A 17,576-nucleotide genomic window follows, 5' to 3' on the forward strand; every position below is an offset into this window, starting at 1 on the left:
AAACCGGAAGGTTTATTCCCTTTTTTCTTACACTTCCAGGTAATTCAGTATCCCGTCAGCCGCCTTGCGGCCTTCGGCAATCGCCGTCACTACCAGGTCGGAACCGCGAACGATATCGCCACCGGCGAAGATTTTCGGGTTGCTGGTCTGGAACGCGTTATCGCTACCTTCTGGCGCAATAATACGGCCCTGTGAATCCAGCTCAACGCTGTGCTTCGCCAGCCATTCCATGCTGTGGGGACGGAAACCAAACGCCATCACCACGGCGTCGGCCGGGATCACGTGTTCAGAACCGGCCACGATCTCGGCGCGACGACGGCCTTTCGCATCCGGTGCGCCCATCTCGGTACGCGCCATCTTCACGCCGCTCACTTTACCGTTGGCATTCACTTCAATACCCAGAGGCTGGATGTTGAACTGGAACTCCACGCCCTCTTCACGCGCGTTTTTCACTTCGCGCTTAGAGCCCGGCATGTTCTCTTCGTCACGACGGTAGGCGCAGATCACGTGTGCCGCATTCTGACGAATGGAGGTACGCACGCAGTCCATCGCGGTATCACCGCCGCCCAGCACCACCACGCGTTTGCCTTCCATGCTGACGAAAGGCTCATCGGCGGTTTCGCCGTAGCCCATGATCTGCTTGGTGTTGGCAATCAGGAACGGCAGCGCGTCGTACACGCCCGGCGCGTCTTCGTTCTCCAGACCGCCGCGCATGGACTGATAGGTGCCCACGCCCAGGAACACGGCGTCGTAATCCTTCAGCAGGTCGTCGAGCTGCACGTCGCGGCCCACTTCCACGTTCAGTTTGAACTCAATGCCCATGCCGGTGAAGATTTCGCGGCGACGGGTCATGACCTCTTTTTCCAACTTGAAGGCCGGGATACCGAAGGTCAGCAGGCCGCCGATCTCCGGATGACGGTCAAAGACCACCGCCTTCACGCCGTTGCGGGTCAGCACGTCCGCACAGGCCAGGCCCGCCGGGCCCGCGCCGATGATCGCCACGCGCTTGTCGGTTTGCTTCACGCCGGTCATGTCCGGACGCCAGCCCATCTCAAACGCTTTATCGTTGATGTAGCGCTCGATGTTGCCGATGGTCACCGCGCCGAACTCGTCGTTCAGCGTACAGGAACCTTCGCACAGACGGTCCTGAGGACACACGCGGCCGCACACTTCCGGCAGGGTGTTGGTCTGGTGAGAGAGCTCGGCGGCTTCAAAAATACGTCCTTCGTTGGCCAGTTTCAGCCAGTTCGGGATGTAGTTATGTACCGGACATTTCCATTCGCAGTAAGGGTTACCGCAGGACAGGCAGCGGTCTGCCTGTGCTTTGGCCTGGCCTTCTGAAAACGGCTCGTAGATTTCAACAAATTCAATTTTACGGATCTTCAGCGGTTTCTTTGGCGGATCAACACGCTGCAGGTCGATAAACTGGTATACGTTCTGGCTCATCTGAATTCCTTACTGCGCCTGCACGCGCAGCTCTGCTGCGCTACGACTACGGTGACCCAACAGGGCTTTAACATCGCTGGACTTCGGCTTAACCAGCGCGAATTTCGCAGAGAACGCCGGCCAGTTCGCCAGGATCTCTTCGCCGCGCGAAGAACCGGTATGCTGCACGTGTTCGGTAATCAAACCGCGCAGGTGTTCTTCGTGGATAGCCAGCGTGTCAACGTCCAGCACTTCCACCAGCTCCGGGTTCACGCGTTTGCGGAACTCACCGTCTTCATCCAGGACGTAGGCAAAACCACCCGTCATGCCTGCGCCGAAGTTCACGCCGGTTTTACCCAGAACGCAAACAATCCCGCCCGTCATGTATTCACAACCGTTATCGCCAATGCCTTCCACCACGGTGATGGCACCGGAGTTACGCACCGCAAAACGCTCGCCCGCACGACCTGCTGCGAACAGACGACCGCCGGTCGCGCCGTACAGGCAGGTGTTACCGATAATGCTGGCTTCATGGCTGCGGAAGGCTGAGCCGACCGGAGGACGCACCGCCAGCAGACCACCCGCCATGCCTTTGCCGACGTAGTCGTTAGCATCGCCGGTCAGATATAGCTCAACGCCGCCTGCGTTCCACACGCCGAAGCTCTGACCCGCGGTACCGCTGAAGTGCGCGGTAATCGGATCGGCCGCCAGCCCTTGGTCACCGTGCGTCTGCGCGATGTAACCGGAGAGGGAGGCACCCACGGAACGGTCGGTGTTGCGGATATCAAACCAGAACGTTTTGCTCTGCTTGTCGTCCACATACGGCTTCGCCTGCTGCAACAGCTGCGCGTTAAGCACGCCGTTATCGAACGGCGGGTTGTTCTCGGTGCAGTAGACCGCTTTGCCAGGATGCGGCTGCGCGGTTTCCAGCAGCTTGCTCAACTCCAGCTTTTGCTGTTTGGCGGTGAAGCCTTCCAGCTCTTTCAGCAGGTCGGTGCGGCCAATCAGGTCTACCAGACGCTTCACGCCCAGCTGCGCCATCAGCTCGCGGGTTTCGCGGGCGATGAAGTCAAAGTAGTTAGTCACTTTGAACGGCAGGCCGTGATAGTGGTTCTTACGCAGCTTCTCGTCCTGGGTTGCAACGCCGGTTGCGCAGTTGTTAAGGTGGCAAATACGCAGGTATTTACAGCCCAGCGCGACCATTGGACCGGTACCGAAACCGAAGCTTTCCGCACCGAGGATCGCCGCCTTGATGATGTCGAGGCCGGTTTTCAGACCGCCATCCACCTGCAGACGGATCTTATGACGCAGACCGTTAGCCACCAGCGCCTGCTGGGTTTCCACCAGGCCAAGCTCCCACGGACAACCCGCATATTTCACGGAGGAGAGCGGGCTTGCACCGGTACCGCCGTCATAACCGGCGATGGTGATAAGGTCCGCATAGGCCTTCGCCACGCCGGTCGCGATGGTGCCGACGCCCGGTTCGGAAACCAGCTTCACGGAGATCATCGCCTTCGGGTTGACCTGCTTCAGGTCGAAAATCAGCTGCGCCAGGTCCTCGATAGAGTAGATATCGTGGTGCGGCGGCGGGGAGATCAGCGTCACGCCCGGTACCGAGTAGCGCAGTTTGGCGATGTACGGCGTGACTTTATCACCCGGTAACTGACCGCCTTCGCCCGGTTTCGCACCCTGAGCGACCTTAATCTGAATCACGTCGGCGTTGACCAGGTACGCTGGCGTCACGCCAAAGCGGCCGGATGCCACCTGCTTGATACGAGACACCTTGTTGGTGCCGTAACGGGCCGGATCTTCACCGCCTTCGCCGGAGTTAGAGTTACCGCCGATGCTGTTCATGGCTTCCGCCAGCGCTTCGTGGGCTTCCGGGCTCAGGGCGCCGATGGACATCGCCGCGGTATCGAAGCGTTTAAACAGTTCGGATGCCGGCTCAACGTCGTCAATGCTGACCGCTTCATCACCTGGATTCAGGGCAATGAGGTCGCGCAGCGTTGCCGCCGGACGGTTGTTCACCAGCTCAGCATACTGTTGATAATCACGGTATTCGCCGCTCTGAACCGCCTGCTGCAGCGTGCGCACCACGTCCGGGTTGTAGGCGTGGTATTCGCCGCCGTGAACGTATTTCAGCAGACCGCCCTGATCCAGCGGCTTACGTGCCAGCCAGGCGCGTTTGGACAGGTTCACCAGATCCTGCTGGAAGTCAGCAAAACCGGCGCCGCCGATGCGGCTGACCACGCCCTGGAAGCAGAGGTTGGCGACCTCGTCATGCAGGCCGACCGCTTCAAACAGCTTCGAGCAGCGGTAGGAGGCAATGGTCGAGATGCCCATTTTGGACATGATCTTGTACAGACCTTTGTTGATACCGTTACGGTAGTTCAGCATCACCGCGCGATAATCTTTGTCGATCGCGCGGGTATCCACCAGACGGGCCAGCGTTTCGTAGGCCAGGTACGGATAGATCGCCGTCGCGCCAAAGCCCAGCAGCACGGCAAAGTGGTGCGGATCGCGCGCGCTTGCGGTTTCAACAATGATGTTGGCGTCGCAGCGCAGGCTCTTATCGACCAGACGCGTCTGGATAGCGCCCACTGCCATCGGGGTCGGTACCGGCAGACGGTTTTTCGCGATGTTGCGGTCGGACAATACCAGCAGCACGGTACCGTTACGCACCATCTGTTCGGCTTTGTCACACAGCGCATTCACCGTCTCTTCGAGGCTCGCCTCGTTCACGTCGAAGGTAATGTCGAGCGTGTCGGCGCGGTAGTGCTCCTCTTTCATAGTGGTGAGCTGTTTGAAATCGGAGTACAGCAGGATCGGCGATTTAAAGGTCAGACGGTGCGCCTGGCCTTCGGCCTCGCAGAAGACGTTCATCTCGCGACCGATGCTGGTGGCCAGCGACATCACGTGTGCTTCACGCAGCGGATCGATTGGCGGGTTAGTCACCTGCGCGAACTGCTGACGGAAGTAATCATAGATGATGCGCGGCTGGCTGGAGAGCACAGCAAACGGGGTATCGTCACCCATCGAGCCGACCGCTTCCTGGCCGTTTTCACCGAGCACGCGGATGACGGAGTCCAGCTCTTCCGCGCTGTAGTTAAATTGCTTCTGGTAGCTGGCGAGGGTGTCATCGTCCAGCTCGCGGCTGCCCACTTCTTCGTCCGACAGATCTTCAAACGGCACCAGACGACGCACGTTTTTCTCCATCCACTCTTTGTACGGGTGGCGGCTCTTAAGATCGTTGTCGGTTTCGGCGGAGTGCAGGATGCGCCCACCGCGGGTGTCGATCACCATCAGCTCGCCCGGACCGACGCGGCCTTTCTCGACCACTTCGTCTGGCTGGTAATCCCAGATGCCGACTTCAGAGGCACAGGTGATGAGCTTGTCTTTGGTGATGACGTAGCGCGCCGGACGCAGGCCGTTACGGTCCAGGTTACAGGCGGCAAAACGACCGTCGGACATGACGATGCCCGCCGGACCGTCCCACGGCTCCATGTGCATGGAGTTAAAGTCGAAGAACGCGCGCAGCTCAGGATCCATATCCGGGTTGTTCTGCCAGGCCGGCGGCACGAGCAGACGCATAGCACGCACGATATCCATCCCGCCCGCCAGCAGCAGTTCCAGCATGTTATCCATTGAGCTGGAGTCCGAGCCGGTTTCGTTCACGAACGGCGCGGCATCGTGCAGATCGGGGATCAGCGGCGTCTGGAATTTATAGGTACGGGCGCGGGCCCACTGGCGGTTACCGGTGATGGTGTTGATCTCGCCGTTGTGCGCCAGGTAGCGGAACGGCTGAGCCAGCGGCCAGCGTGGTACGGTGTTGGTGGAGAAGCGCTGGTGGAACAGGCAAATGGCCGATTCCAGACGCAGGTCCGCCAGGTCCAGGTAGAAGCGCGGCAGGTCAGCCGGCATACACAGACCTTTATAGATGTTCACCAGGTTAGAGAGGCTACAGACGTAGAACTCTTTATCGTCCTGGAGACGTTTTTCAATGCGGCGGCGGGCAATAAACAGACGGCGTTCCATATCACGCGGACGCCAGCCCGCAGGCGCGTTGACGAAAATCTGTTCAATACGAGGCAGCGAGGAGAGGGCGATTTCACCGAGCACCCCTTCGTTGGTTGGCACATCGCGCCAGCCGACAATCGACAGGGTTTCACGCTGAAGTTCTTCTTCGACGATGCGGCGTGAGGCGGCAGCCTTTTCAGGATCCTGATTCAGGAACAGCATGCCGACAGCGTAGTTTTTGGCTAAACGCCAGCCGCGCTCTTCCGCCACGATACGGAAGAAACGATCCGGTTTTTGCAGCAGCAGGCCGCAACCGTCGCCGGTTTTACCATCGGCAAGGATGGCGCCACGGTGCTGCATACGGGCCAGTGCGTGAATAGCAGTACGCACTACCTTGTGGCTAGGTTCGCCTTCTATGTGGGCGATCAGGCCGAAACCACAGTTATCCTTCTCAAGGGATTTATCGTACAACATATCAGTGAACCTCCCCAGGCTCGTCGGGCTTCCCACTGAACTTTACCGTGGCGCACAGGCACAGAAAGAGCATGGCGACGGGGTTTGCGTTTCATACGCGGACCTCGCATTCGCCCTCTTTTTCATCCTTTCGCGCAGGTAAACAAGTTTGAGGACTTGCTTCAGAGGGAATCTCAATTACTGCATAAATATGATGAGCAGGCCGCTCATCCAGAAAGCTTCCAGCGGATTTCCAACTTATCGGGAATTGGTACACAGGTCAAATGGCAATCTTATTTATACAAAAATGTGCTAAAGAGAGATTATCTAATTGTATTTAAAGGTTATTTAACTAGTTTTACATTGATTGAATGCCCTGAAAGAGCGCAGCGGAGTGTGATCTGACTCACTATATGAAAGCGGTATTATCAATGTAGCGTGCTGAATAGCGGTTTTATAGCAGAATAATAATCTGGCATTGTCTGCAAACCCGCATAAACACACTGTTTTTCAGTGCTGGCGCTATAAATGAAAAAAACAATCAGAACATAAGGAAAAGTAATTACGTACGGCGTGAATGAAATTGCAGTAATCCTGAGTATTTATTCATATAGATAAAGGCCGTCCAGGGCGATTGATCCAGGTCATCGCCGACAGAGGCTAAAAATGGCAGGCTTGTCCCCTTTCTCCGGGACGGTCTATCAGATTATGCAGTTACAGAAATTAGTCAATATGTTTGGTGGGGATCTTTTGCAGCGGTACGGGCAAAAGGTTCATAAGCTGACGCTGCACGGCGGGTTTAGCTGCCCGAATCGCGACGGCACCATCGGGCGCGGCGGCTGCACCTTCTGTAACGTCGCGTCGTTTGCCGATGAAGCGCAGCAGCACCATTCTATCGCTGAGCAGCTTGCCCACCAGGCCAGCCTGGTGAACCGCGCGAAGCAGTATCTGGCCTATTTTCAGGCTTATACCAGCACGTGGGCGGAGGTGCAGGTATTGCGTTCGATGTATCAGCAGGCCGTCAGCCAGGCCAGTATCGTTGGGCTGTGCGTGGGAACCCGCCCGGACTGCGTACCGGACGCGGTGCTGGACCTGCTCAGCGAGTACAAAGAACAAGGCTACGAGATCTGGCTGGAGCTGGGCTTGCAAACGGCACATGACAAAACGCTGCACCGCATTAACCGTGGGCATGATTTTGCCTGCTACCAACGCACCACGCGGCTGGCCCGCGAGCGCGGGCTGAAGGTCTGTTCGCACCTGATTGTTGGGTTACCCGGCGAAGGTCAACAGCATGGCCTTGAAACGTTGGAAAGGGTCGTTGAAACCGGCGTGGACGGCATCAAGCTGCATCCGCTGCATATCGTGAAAGGCAGCATTATGGCGAAAGCCTGGGAGGCCGGGCGGTTAAGCGGTATCGAGCTTGAGGACTATACGGTGACGGCGGGGGAGATGATTCGCCACACGCCACCGGAGATTGTCTACCACCGCATCTCGGCCAGCGCCCGCCGCCCAACGCTTCTGGCACCGCTGTGGTGTGAGAACCGCTGGACGGGGATGGTGGAAATAGACCGCTACCTGCAGGAGAACGGCGTTCAGGGTTCGGCGCTGGGCCGCCCGTGGGTTCCGCGTCTACCGGCGACGGCCGCCTAACAAACTCCCCAGCATGCCGCGCACGATCTGATTGGTGACCTGTCGGGCTGCGCTTTTCGCCATGGTCTGCACTACGCCATCGCGCTTGCCGCCGCGCGGCCCGGTGCTGCCGAACAGAATGTCTTTGAGCCCACCGAGAATGCCGTCATCCACGGCGACTGATTGCCCTTTAGCGGCAGGTGCATCCTGCGATTCCGTTGTCGCCTGGACCCCTTTTTGCAGCATCTCGAACGCGGACTCGCGATCCACCTCGTCTTCATATTTCCCGTAAACCGGAGAGTGGTTAATCAGGCCGTTGCGCTCATCGTCGGTCACCGGCCCCATGCGCGAGCAAGGCGCAATGACCATGGCACGTTCCACCACGGACGGGCTGCCCTTCGGATCGAGGAACGAGATCAGCGCTTCACCGGTGCCTAACGCCTGAATCGCCGCTTCGGTATCAAAGGCCGGATTGGCGCGCATGGTTTGCGCGGCGGCTTTCACCGCTTTCTGATCTTTCGGCGTAAAGGCGCGCAGGGCATGCTGCACGCGGTTGCCGAGCTGCCCGAGCACGTTGTCGGGGATATCCGACGGGTTTTGCGAGACAAACCAGACGCCGACGCCTTTGGAGCGGATCAGGCGGATAACCTGTTCGATCTTATCCAGCAGTACCTGAGGTGCATCGTTAAACAGCAGATGCGCTTCGTCAAAGAAGAACACCAGCTTCGGTTTTTCCAGATCGCCTGCTTCGGGTAATTGTTCATAGAGTTCGGAGAGCATCCACAGCAGGCTGGCGGCGTAGAGTTTCGGCATCTGGTAGAGCTTCTCTGAGCTCAGGATGTTAATAATGCCTTTGCCACTGCTGTCGGTGCGCATCCAGTCTTTGATATCCAGCATGGGTTCACCAAAGAAATGTTCAGCGCCCTGTTGCTCAAGCGTCAGTAGCCCGCGCTGAATAGCGCCCACCGAGGCGCTGCTGATGTTGCCGTACTGGTTCTGGAAGGATTTGGCGTTATCGCCGATGTACTGCGTAATGGCGCGCAGATCTTTGAAATCAAGCAGCAGTAGCCCCTGGTCATCGGCAATGCGGAAGATAATATTCAGCACGCCGGATTGCACGTCGTTGAGGTTAAGCAGACGGGCCAGCAGCAGCGGGCCAAGATCGGAGACGGTGGCGCGTACCGGGTGGCCTTTTTCACCGAAGATGTCCCACACCACCACCGGGTTACCGTGGGGCGTCCAGTCCGTGATGCCAATATTCTTCAGCCGTTCGAGCAGTTTTTCAGAGGCCGTCCCTTCCTGAGCCACACCGGTTAAATCGCCTTTTACGTCAGCCATAAAGACCGGTACGCCAATCTCCGAAAGCGACTCCGCCAGCTTTTGCAGGGTGACGGTTTTCCCCGTCCCGGTCGCGCCGGTGATCAGACCGTGGCGGTTCGCCATCGCGGGCAGTAAATAGAGCTCTTTTTCCAGCGTCCGGGCAATTAACAATGGTGTACTCATGATGCGCTTCCTCTCTTAGTCCTGGGTGGAGTATAGGCGACCTGATAGCAATTTGGTTGAGTAAATTCCTGACTTTGCGGCGCATTATCCAGCGCGGACTATGCTTTTGCATACGGTTCACAAAATAGTGGGAAACTATGTCCAGATTCTTTTTTAACGATCGCAAACAGCTGGTCAACGATGCCATTGAAGGCATACTGCTTTCTGCGCCACATGCCAATCTCGTCAAACTTGATATCGATCCGGCCATCAGGATCGTCGCCCGCGGCGACTGGGACAAAAGCCGCGTGGCGGTGATCTCCGGCGGCGGCTCAGGCCACGAACCCGCACACGCCGGGTTTGTCGGCAAAGGGATGCTGACGGCGGCAGTGTGCGGCGATCTGTTTGCCTCGCCGAGCGTGGATGCGGTGCTGAATGCCATTGTCGCGGTCACGGGCGATCGCGGCTGTCTGCTGATCGTCAAAAACTACACCGGCGACCGCCTGAACTTTGGCCTGGCGGCCGAGAAGGCCAAACGCTACGGCCTGAAGGTGGAGATGGTGATTGTGGCAGACGATATCGCGCTGCCGGATAACAAGCAGCCGCGCGGTATTGCCGGTACGGCACTGGTGCACAAGATTGCGGGCTACGCGGCGGAGCAGGGGAAATCGCTGAGCGAGGTGCGGGATATTGCGCAACTGGCCTGCGATAACCTCTGGAGCCTGGGCGTGGCGATGCAAACCTGCAACCTGCCGGGCAGCGACGATGAAGAGGGGCGCATTAAACAAGGCCATGTCGAGCTGGGCCTGGGCATTCACGGCGAGCCCGGGGCTTCCGTGGTAGATACGCAAAACAGCAAAGCCATTATCGACACCCTGGTGACGCCGTTAAGCGCGCAGGCGGGTGAGGGGCGTTTTGCGGTGCTGATTAACAATCTTGGCGGCGTATCGGCGCTGGAGATGGCGCTGCTGACCAAAGAGCTGGCGCATTCGGCGCTGAAAGAGAGTATCGCGTACCTGATTGGCCCTGCGCCGCTGGTCAGCGCGCTGGATATGAAAGGCTTTTCTCTGACGCTGCTGAAGCTCAACGATTTCTTCGAAAAGGCGATTCACGCCGACGTCGAGACGCTGGGCTGGCAGAAGCCCGTCGCGTTTGCGCCACTGCGTACCGTGGCGCATAGCGCCATTCATGACCGTGTGGAGTATACCCCCTCTGACAATCCCCAGGTGCGTGCGTTTGTCTCCTCCGTGTCGACAACGCTGATCCAGCTGGAAAACCGCCTGAACGCGCTGGATGCCAGGGTGGGGGATGGCGATACCGGCTCTACCTTTGCGCAAGGGGCGCGGGATATTGCGCAGCGCCTGGAGGAGAACACGCTCCCGCTTAATGACGTGTCTAAGCTGCTACTGCTGGTTGGCGAGCGTCTAGCCACGGTGATGGGCGGGTCGAGCGGGGTGCTGATGTCGATCTTCTTCACCGCGGCCGGGCAAAAGCTTCACGATGGTCAGACGCTCCCGGAGGCCTTGCTCAGCGGACTTGCGCAGATGAAGCAGTACGGCGGAGCGGATCTTGGCGATCGCACGCTGATCGATGCGCTGCAACCGGCACTGGAGGCGTTACAGAAAGGCAATATTCAGGCGGCAGCGCAGGCCGCGCAGCAGGGCGCAGAAGCAACGTCGAAAATGGCGAAAGCCGGCGCGGGACGCTCGTCGTATGTCAATAAAGAGAACCTGGATGGGGTGATGGATCCGGGAGCGGTCGCGGTAGCGGAAGTATTTGACGTATTGGCGCAGCAGTGAAAGTAGGCCGGGTAAGGCGAAGCCATTACCCGGCACTGTCACATCAGAAATCTGCTTTCAACACCACGCGGTAACGGGCTTTGCCGTCGCGCACGTGCTGGATCGCTTCGTTGATTTTCGACATCGGATACAGTTCGGTGGTCGGCGCCACTTTGGTGCGTCCGGCGAATTTCATCAGTTTGCGCAACTCGTACGGCGTACCGGTTGCAGAACCGGATATGCTGCGATCCCCACCGATCAGGGTAAACGCCGGAACCGGCAGCGGCTTCATCACCGCACCCACGGTGTGGAAGTTACCGCCGTAGGCCAGCGCTTCAAAGTACGGCTGCCAGTCGAGATCCACGTTAACGGTGTTGATGATCAGGTCAAACTGGCCCGCCAGCGCGTTCAGCGCTTGCGGATCGCGGCTGTTCACCACTTTATCCGCCCCCATCGCCAGCACTTCTTTCTCTTTCGCCGGGTTCGAGCTGAACGCCGTGACTTCACAGCCCATCGCGTGCAGCAGCTTAATGGCAATATGCCCCAGTCCGCCGATACCGATGACGCCGACGCGGCTGGTGGCGGTGATATGGTGCATCAGCAGCGGTTTGAAGACGGTGATACCACCACACAGCAGCGGGCCGGCGGATTCGATATCAATGCTTTCCGGCAGCGGGATAACCCATTGCCAGTCGGCGCGCAGTTTATCGGCAAAACCGCCTTTGTTCAGAATGGTGGGAACGGCGCCTTCGAGGCAGTTGATCTGATTGCCACTGATACAGGCATCGCAGTGACCACAGCTGCGCGCTGTCCAGCCAATGCCTACGCGCTGGCCCACTTTCAGCCCTTTGTCCTGCGCGGCGCTACCGAGCGCCACGACGCGGCCAATGACTTCGTGTCCGGCAACCAGCGGATAGCTGGAGAAGCCCCATTCGTTATCGATCATCGAGAGATCCGAGTGGCAGATCCCGCAGTAATCAACCTGTACTTCGACGTCTTCTGCTTTTAGTTCGCCCGCATCGTACTCGTACAGCTCAAGTTCTGCACCCGCCTGCGGTGCGGCGTAGCTTTTTATCTTCGACATCGTGTTTCCCCCGTTGTGGTGTGAACTGAGAGTGTAGAGCATTCAGTTTACAGCCGCTTAACAGAAGAGGGCAGGAACAAAAGTTACAGACTTTTCAGCATCCTGACTTCGCAATCAACGTGGCCGGTACAGCCCAGCGGCGCATCGATATGCTCAAAGCCCAGATGTTCATACAGGCCGATGGCCTCTTTGAGGAAGGCGGTCGTTTCCAGGTAGCAGCGGGTAAAGCCCTGCTTGCGCGCGTGGTCCAGCGCCATCAGCGCCAGCTTTTTGGCCAGTCCTTGTCCGCGTGCCGTTGGCAGGAAATACATTTTTTGCAGTTCGCAGATATCCGGCTCGCTGCAGCTGAGGGGCGCCACGCCACCGCCGCCGACTACCTGGCCGTTCTGCTCGATTACCCAGTAGGCATGCCCCGGCTGGCTGTAAAGCTGAAAAAGCGCGTCCAGATTCGGGTCGGCAACCGTGTAGCCTTTGTCAGCCGTCAGGCCATATTCGGCAGAAACGGTGCGAATAACGGCGGCGATAGCCGGATTATCCTGCTCAGTGATCCGACGCATCGTCGTCGCGACGGGGGTAATCACGCTCATAGCATTACTCATTACAAAAATTGACACATAACTGCTGTTAATAGCACCGCAGAAAGGGGAGTGCAAGCGAGGAGTTTTCAGGAAGGTTACCCCTTACGCCCTGAAGCGTAAGGGGTAAAAGCATTACAGGGCAGCGATAACCGCCTGCTGCTCAATCAGCTTGGTCTTCGCATCGGCGAAGGCAACCAGACGCTCACGCTCTTTCGCGATGACCGCTTCCGGCGCGCGGGCAACAAAGCCTTCGTTCGCCAGTTTGCTTTCGATTTTGCCAATTTCCACGTCGACTTTCGCCACTTCTTTCGCCAGACGAGCCAGCTCGGCGTCTTTGTCGATCAGACCTGCCATCGGGATCAGCAGCTCGGCACCGTCGATGATTTTGGTCACGGAAACCGGACCTTTATCATCCGCAGGCAGCACGGTGATGCTTTCCAGACGCGCCATGGTTTTCAGGAAGGTGTTGTTCTCGGTGACGCGACGAACGGCCGCTTCGCTGCAGCCGCGCAGCAGCAGCTCCAGCGGTTTGCCCGGGGCGATGTTCATTTCAGCACGAATGTTACGTACCGCCACGATCGCCTGCTTCAGCCACTCGGTATCCGCAGACGCCGCTTCATCGACTTTCGCCGCATCGAATGCCGGGAACGGCTGCAGCATGATGGTGTCGGCGTTGATGCCTGCAATCACCTTCACGCGCTGCCAGATGGTCTCGGTGATGAATGGAATAACCGGGTGCGCCAGGCGCAGCAGGCCTTCCAGAACGGTAATCAGCGTGTTGCGCGTGCCGCGCAGCTCTGCCTCAGTGCCGCCGTTCATGACCGGCTTCGCCAGCTCCAGATACCAGTCACAGAACTGGTTCCAGGTGAATTCATACAGAATGCCCGCCGCGATGTCGAAGCGGTAGCTGTCCAGCGCCTCGCGGAACGCTTTCACCGTCTGGTTGAATTCCGCCAGGATCCAGCGGTCAGCCAGGGAGAGGGTCATCTCGCCGCCGTTGAAGCCGCAATCCTGATCTTCGGTGTTCATCAGCACGAAGCGGCTGGCGTTCCACAGCTTGTTACAGAAGTTACGGTAACCTTCCAGACGCTTCATGTCCCAGTTGATGTCACGACCGGTCGAGGCCAGTGCCGCCAGGGTGAAACGCAGGGCGTCGGTACCGTGAGCCTCAATCCCGTTCGGGAACTGCTTCTCGGTGCGCTTGCGGATTTTCTCCGCCAGCTGCGGCTGCATCATGTTGCCGGTGCGTTTTTCCAGCAGCTCTTCCAGAGAGATACCATCAACCATATCCAGCGGGTCGATGACGTTACCCTTGGATTTGGACATCTTCTGGCCTTCGTCGTCGCGGATCAGACCGGTCATGTAGACGGTATGGAACGGAACCTGCGGCTTGCCGTCTTCGTCTTTAATGAAGTGCATGGTCATCATGATCATGCGGGCAATCCAGAAGAAGATAATGTCGAAGCCGGACACCATCACGCTGGTTGGGTGGAACTGACGCAGCGCGTCGGTGTTTTCTGGCCAGCCGAGGGTAGAGAAGGTCCACAGCGCGGAGGAGAACCAGGTATCCAGCACGTCTTCGTCCTGACGCAGGGCAACGTCTGCGCTCAGGTTGTTTTCCTGACGCACTTCATCTTCGCTGCGACCAACGTAAACGTTGCCGTCGTTGTCGTACCATGCCGGGATACGGTGACCCCACCACAGCTGACGGGAGATACACCAGTCCTGAATATCGCGCATCCAGGAGAAGTACATGTTTTCGTACTGCTTCGGTACGAACTGAATGCTGCCGTTTTCAACCGCTTCCACAGCCGGTTTCGCCAGCACGTCGGCACGTACGTACCACTGGTCGGTCAGCATTGGCTCGATAACCACGCCACCACGGTCGCCGTACGGCACGGTCAGGTCGTGAGGCTTGATCTCTTCCAGCAGGCCCAGTGCGTCAACGGCAGCCACAATCGCTTTACGCGCGGCAAAGCGTTCCAGCTTCTGGAACTCGGCCGGGATGTCGCTGGAATAAACGTCGGATTCGTTGCCTTTGGTGTCGTACACTTCTGCGCTTTCGCGGATATCGCCGTCGAAGGTCAGAATGTTGATCATCGGCAGGGCGTGACGACGACCCACTTCATAGTCGTTAAAGTCGTGCGCCGGGGTGATTTTCACGCAGCCGGTGCCTTTTTCCATGTCGGCGTGTTCGTCGCCCACAATCGGAATACGGCGGTTTACCAGCGGCAGCACCACGAATTTGCCAATCAGATCTTTATAACGCGGATCTTCCGGGTTAACGGCCACGCCGGTATCGCCCAGCAGGGTTTCCGGACGGGTGGTCGCGACCACCAGGTAATCTTTACCGTCGGCGGTTTTTGCGCCGTCGGCCAGCGGATAGCGGATATGCCACATGGAGCCTTTAGACTCGCGGTTTTCCACTTCCAGGTCAGAGATGGCGGTACGCAGTTTCGGATCCCAGTTGACCAGGCGTTTGCCACGGTAAATCAGGTCTTCTTTGTACAGGCGGACGAAGACTTCTTTCACGGCGTTGGAGAGGCCTTCATCCATGGTGAAGCGCTCGCGCTCCCAGTCCACGGAGTTGCCGAGGCGGCGCATCTGACGGGTAATCGTGCCGCCGGATTCCGCTTTCCACTGCCAGATTTTGTCAATGAACGCGTCGCGACCGTAGTCGTGGCGGGTTTTCCCTTCTTCAGCGGCAATTTTACGCTCTACCACCATCTGGGTCGCGATACCCGCGTGGTCAGTCCCCGCCTGCCACAGGGTGTTTTTACCCTGCATGCGCTGGTAGCGGATCATGGTGTCCATGATGGTCTGCTGGAAAGCATGACCCATATGCAAACTGCCGGTGACGTTCGGCGGCGGGATCATGATGCAGAAGGACTCTTTGCTTTCGTCGCCGTTAGGCTTGAAATAGCCCTGCTGTTCCCAGTGCTCGTAAAGCGGCTGTTCGATATCGCGTGGGTTATATGTCTTTTCCATTATTTCCAGGTTGCCGTATTCAGGTTAAAACCAGCCAGGCGGTACGCTTTATAGCGTTCGCGCGCCAGTTGTTTCAAAGATTCTTCGTAAGGGACAAAGTCTACCACTTCTGTGAAAGCGGTGGCAAAATCTGCAAAATCTATCCGCAGGCTAATCAGAATGTCGCGCGCGCTGCTGTTGCGCTTTTGCGGCCAGGCAATTTCAACCGGCGCCCCGCCGCGTGGCCCTTCGCCTGACAGGTTATGCGGAACAAAACTCTCCGGCGGGCGAGCCCACAGCGCTTCATCGAGACGAATCGCCTGCTGCTCATCTTCACAGGCGATCAACACGCGTTTGCCTGCGCGCCAACGTTCTGCGGCAATTTCACACACCAGCTGTTCGACGGCGCTGAGGCCATCCTGATGGGTGTCGTTGTCCAGAAGGTAGAACGTTGCATTCTTCATATATGGGGCTTCTTAGTTTTGGATTCAAATGCAAAGCCGGGTGGCGCTACGCTTACCCGGCCTACGGTTGAATGACGTTGTAGGCCGGGTAAGGCGAAGCCGCCACCCGGCATTTTATATCATTCGTCGCCGTTAAAACCCGCACGATTGAGCAGGAACTGCGACAGCAGCGCTACCGGACGACCGGTTGCGCCTTTGGCCTTGCCGGAGCGCCATGCGGTACCCGCGATATCCAGGTGCGCCCAGTTGTACTTACGGGTGAAGCGCGCCAGGAAGCAGCCCGCGGTGATCGCCCCGCCAGGACGTCCGCCGATGTTCGCCATATCCGCGAAGTTAGACTCCAGCTGCTCCTGATATTCGTCACCCAGCGGCAGACGCCATGCGCGGTCACCTGCCTGCTCCGAGGCGCCAATCAGCTCGTGCGCCAGTGGATTGTGGTTCGACATCAGGCCGGTAATGTGGTGGCCCAGCGCAATCACACAGGCGCCGGTGAGCGTGGCGACGTCAATGACCGCTTCAGGTTCGAAGCGCTCAACGTAGGTCAGCACATCGCAGAGTACCAGACGGCCTTCGGCGTCGGTGTTCAGTACTTCAACGGTCTGGCCGGACATGGTGGTCAGGACGTCACCCGGACGATAAGCGCGACCGCCAGGCATGTTTTCGCAGCCCGCCAGAACGCCGATCACGTTGATGGGCAACTGAAGTTCCGCGACCATGCGCATGACGCCGTAAACCGCCGCCGCGCCGCACATGTCATACTTCATCTCGTCCATGCCTTCGGCAGGCTTGATGGAGATACCGCCGGAATCGAAGGTCAGGCCTTTACCGACCAGCACGACAGGGCGCGCGTCTTCGGCCGGGTTGCCCTTGTACTCGATGACGGACATCAGGGATTCGTTCTGCGAGCCGTTACCGACTGCCAGGTAAGAGTGCATTCCCAGCTCTTTCATCTGCTGTTCGCCGATGACGCGGGTGATGACGTTTTTGCTGTAGGCGTCGGCCAACTGACGTGCCTGAGAGGCCAGGTACGCCGCGTTACAGATGTTGGGTGGCATATTGCCGAGATCTTTAGCCGCTTTAATGCCGGCAGCAATCGCCAGACCGTGCTGGATCGCGCGTTCGCCGCTGGTCAGTTCGCGGCGGGTTGGCACGTTGAAGACCATTTTACGCAGCGGACGACGCGGCTCGCTTTTATTGGTCTTCAGCTGATCGAAGCTGTACAGGCTCTCTTTTGCCGTTTCGACCGCCTGACGCACTTTCCAGTAGGTGTTACGCCCTTTAACGTGCAGCTCGGTCAGGAAGCAGACGGCTTCCATTGAACCTGTATCATTCAGCGTATTGATTGTTTTCTGAATCACCTGCTTATACTGACGTTCATCCAGCTCGCGTTCTTTGCCGCAGCCAATCAGCAGAATGCGCTCTGAGAGTACGTTCGGAACATGGTGCAGTAACAGCGTCTGCCCAGGTTTGCCTTCCAGTTCGCCACGGCGCAGCAGGGCGCTAATATAGCCGTCACTGATTTTATCGAGTTGCTCGGCGATCGGGGAGAGTCGGCGTGGTTCAAAGACGCCCACAACGATGCAGGCACTCCGCTGTTTCTCCGGGCTACCGCTTTTTACACTGAACTCCATGCACTACGCTCCTGAATCTTAAAGACAACGGCGGCTGCTACGGATAGAATTGAAACCTTTCGTAACTC

The 17,576-nt window shown here is 58.1% G+C and carries 10 protein-coding genes; 2 read left to right on the forward strand and 8 right to left on the reverse strand.

Annotated features, from left to right (window positions below):
- Positions 1-27: 27 nt before the first annotated feature.
- Together gltD and gltB are read right to left on the reverse strand one after the other, a co-directional pair.
- A complete protein-coding gene (gene gltD / locus ACMGGE_RS19205) occupies positions 28-1,446 on the reverse strand; it encodes a glutamate synthase subunit GltD (protein WP_014833470.1) in 1,419 nt (472 codons plus the stop codon).
- Positions 1,447-1,455: 9 nt separating this feature from the next.
- Positions 1,456-5,916: a glutamate synthase large subunit gene (gene gltB, locus ACMGGE_RS19210; RefSeq protein WP_420294056.1), complete on the reverse strand. Its 4,461-nt coding sequence runs from the start codon at positions 5,914-5,916 to the stop codon at positions 1,456-1,458.
- Between the two features lie 687 nt (positions 5,917-6,603).
- Here gltB and ACMGGE_RS19215 point away from each other — a divergent pair.
- Positions 6,604-7,545, forward strand: a complete 942-nt coding sequence (locus tag ACMGGE_RS19215; protein WP_139125313.1) for a TIGR01212 family radical SAM protein — start codon at positions 6,604-6,606, stop codon at positions 7,543-7,545.
- Here ACMGGE_RS19215 and ACMGGE_RS19220 read toward each other — a convergent pair.
- The gene (locus ACMGGE_RS19220) at positions 7,525-9,027 is read right to left on the reverse strand and encodes a helicase HerA-like C-terminal domain-containing protein (protein ID WP_248222414.1); all 1,503 of its coding nucleotides are present in this window, start codon (positions 9,025-9,027) and stop codon (positions 7,525-7,527) included. The two genes, ACMGGE_RS19215 and ACMGGE_RS19220, sit on opposite strands and share 21 nt — an antisense overlap.
- A 137-nt stretch (positions 9,028-9,164) precedes the next feature.
- Between ACMGGE_RS19220 and ACMGGE_RS19225 the strand changes: the two genes are divergently transcribed.
- The gene (locus tag ACMGGE_RS19225) at positions 9,165-10,805 is read left to right on the forward strand and encodes a dihydroxyacetone kinase subunit DhaK (protein ID WP_420294057.1); all 1,641 of its coding nucleotides are present in this window, start codon (positions 9,165-9,167) and stop codon (positions 10,803-10,805) included.
- 43 nt (positions 10,806-10,848) lie between these two features.
- On the opposite strand, the gene ahr is transcribed toward ACMGGE_RS19225, so the two are convergent.
- The 5 genes from ahr to pepA all read right to left on the reverse strand — a co-directional run bounded on the left by ahr (position 10,849) and on the right by pepA (position 17,508).
- On the reverse strand, positions 10,849-11,868 hold the full coding sequence (gene ahr / locus ACMGGE_RS19230; protein ID WP_045403564.1) for an NADPH-dependent aldehyde reductase Ahr: 1,020 nt from the start codon (positions 11,866-11,868) through the stop codon (positions 10,849-10,851).
- An 83-nt stretch (positions 11,869-11,951) separates the two neighbouring features.
- Positions 11,952-12,455, reverse strand: a complete 504-nt coding sequence (locus ACMGGE_RS19235; protein WP_111967955.1) for a GNAT family N-acetyltransferase — start codon at positions 12,453-12,455, stop codon at positions 11,952-11,954.
- 123 nt (positions 12,456-12,578) lie between these two features.
- Positions 12,579-15,434 carry a valine--tRNA ligase gene (locus ACMGGE_RS19240; protein ID WP_045910116.1) on the reverse strand — a complete coding sequence of 952 codons (2,856 nt, stop codon included), beginning with the start codon at positions 15,432-15,434 and terminating at the stop codon, positions 12,579-12,581.
- Positions 15,434-15,877, reverse strand: coding sequence for a DNA polymerase III subunit chi (gene holC / locus ACMGGE_RS19245; protein WP_008502815.1), 444 nt, complete (start codon positions 15,875-15,877; stop codon positions 15,434-15,436). The genes ACMGGE_RS19240 and holC overlap by 1 nt, the downstream gene beginning before the upstream one ends.
- Before the next feature lie 119 nt (positions 15,878-15,996).
- Positions 15,997-17,508 (reverse strand): leucyl aminopeptidase, encoded by a 1,512-nt coding sequence (pepA, locus tag ACMGGE_RS19250; protein ID WP_024906344.1) that lies wholly within the window; start codon positions 17,506-17,508, stop codon positions 15,997-15,999.
- Between the last annotated feature and the right edge of the window lie 68 nt (positions 17,509-17,576).

Origin of the sequence: Enterobacter sp. BNK-22 (assembly GCF_048684805.1) — a bacterium.
GTDB lineage: Bacteria > Pseudomonadota > Gammaproteobacteria > Enterobacterales > Enterobacteriaceae > Enterobacter > Enterobacter quasiroggenkampii.

Coding starts and splice junctions, on each gene's coding strand:
- gltD (WP_014833470.1), bottom strand. CDS start 1,446: ATGAGCCAGAACGTATACCAGTTTATCGACCTGCAGCGTGTTGATCCG.
- gltB (WP_420294056.1), bottom strand. CDS start 5,916: ATGTTGTACGATAAATCCCTTGAGAAGGATAACTGTGGTTTCGGCCTG.
- ACMGGE_RS19215 (WP_139125313.1), top strand. CDS start 6,604: ATGCAGTTACAGAAATTAGTCAATATGTTTGGTGGGGATCTTTTGCAG.
- ACMGGE_RS19220 (WP_248222414.1), bottom strand. CDS start 9,027: ATGAGTACACCATTGTTAATTGCCCGGACGCTGGAAAAAGAGCTCTAT.
- ACMGGE_RS19225 (WP_420294057.1), top strand. CDS start 9,165: ATGTCCAGATTCTTTTTTAACGATCGCAAACAGCTGGTCAACGATGCC.
- ahr (WP_045403564.1), bottom strand. CDS start 11,868: ATGTCGAAGATAAAAAGCTACGCCGCACCGCAGGCGGGTGCAGAACTT.
- ACMGGE_RS19235 (WP_111967955.1), bottom strand. CDS start 12,455: ATGAGCGTGATTACCCCCGTCGCGACGACGATGCGTCGGATCACTGAG.
- ACMGGE_RS19240 (WP_045910116.1), bottom strand. CDS start 15,434: ATGGAAAAGACATATAACCCACGCGATATCGAACAGCCGCTTTACGAG.
- holC (WP_008502815.1), bottom strand. CDS start 15,877: ATGAAGAATGCAACGTTCTACCTTCTGGACAACGACACCCATCAGGAT.
- pepA (WP_024906344.1), bottom strand. CDS start 17,508: ATGGAGTTCAGTGTAAAAAGCGGTAGCCCGGAGAAACAGCGGAGTGCC.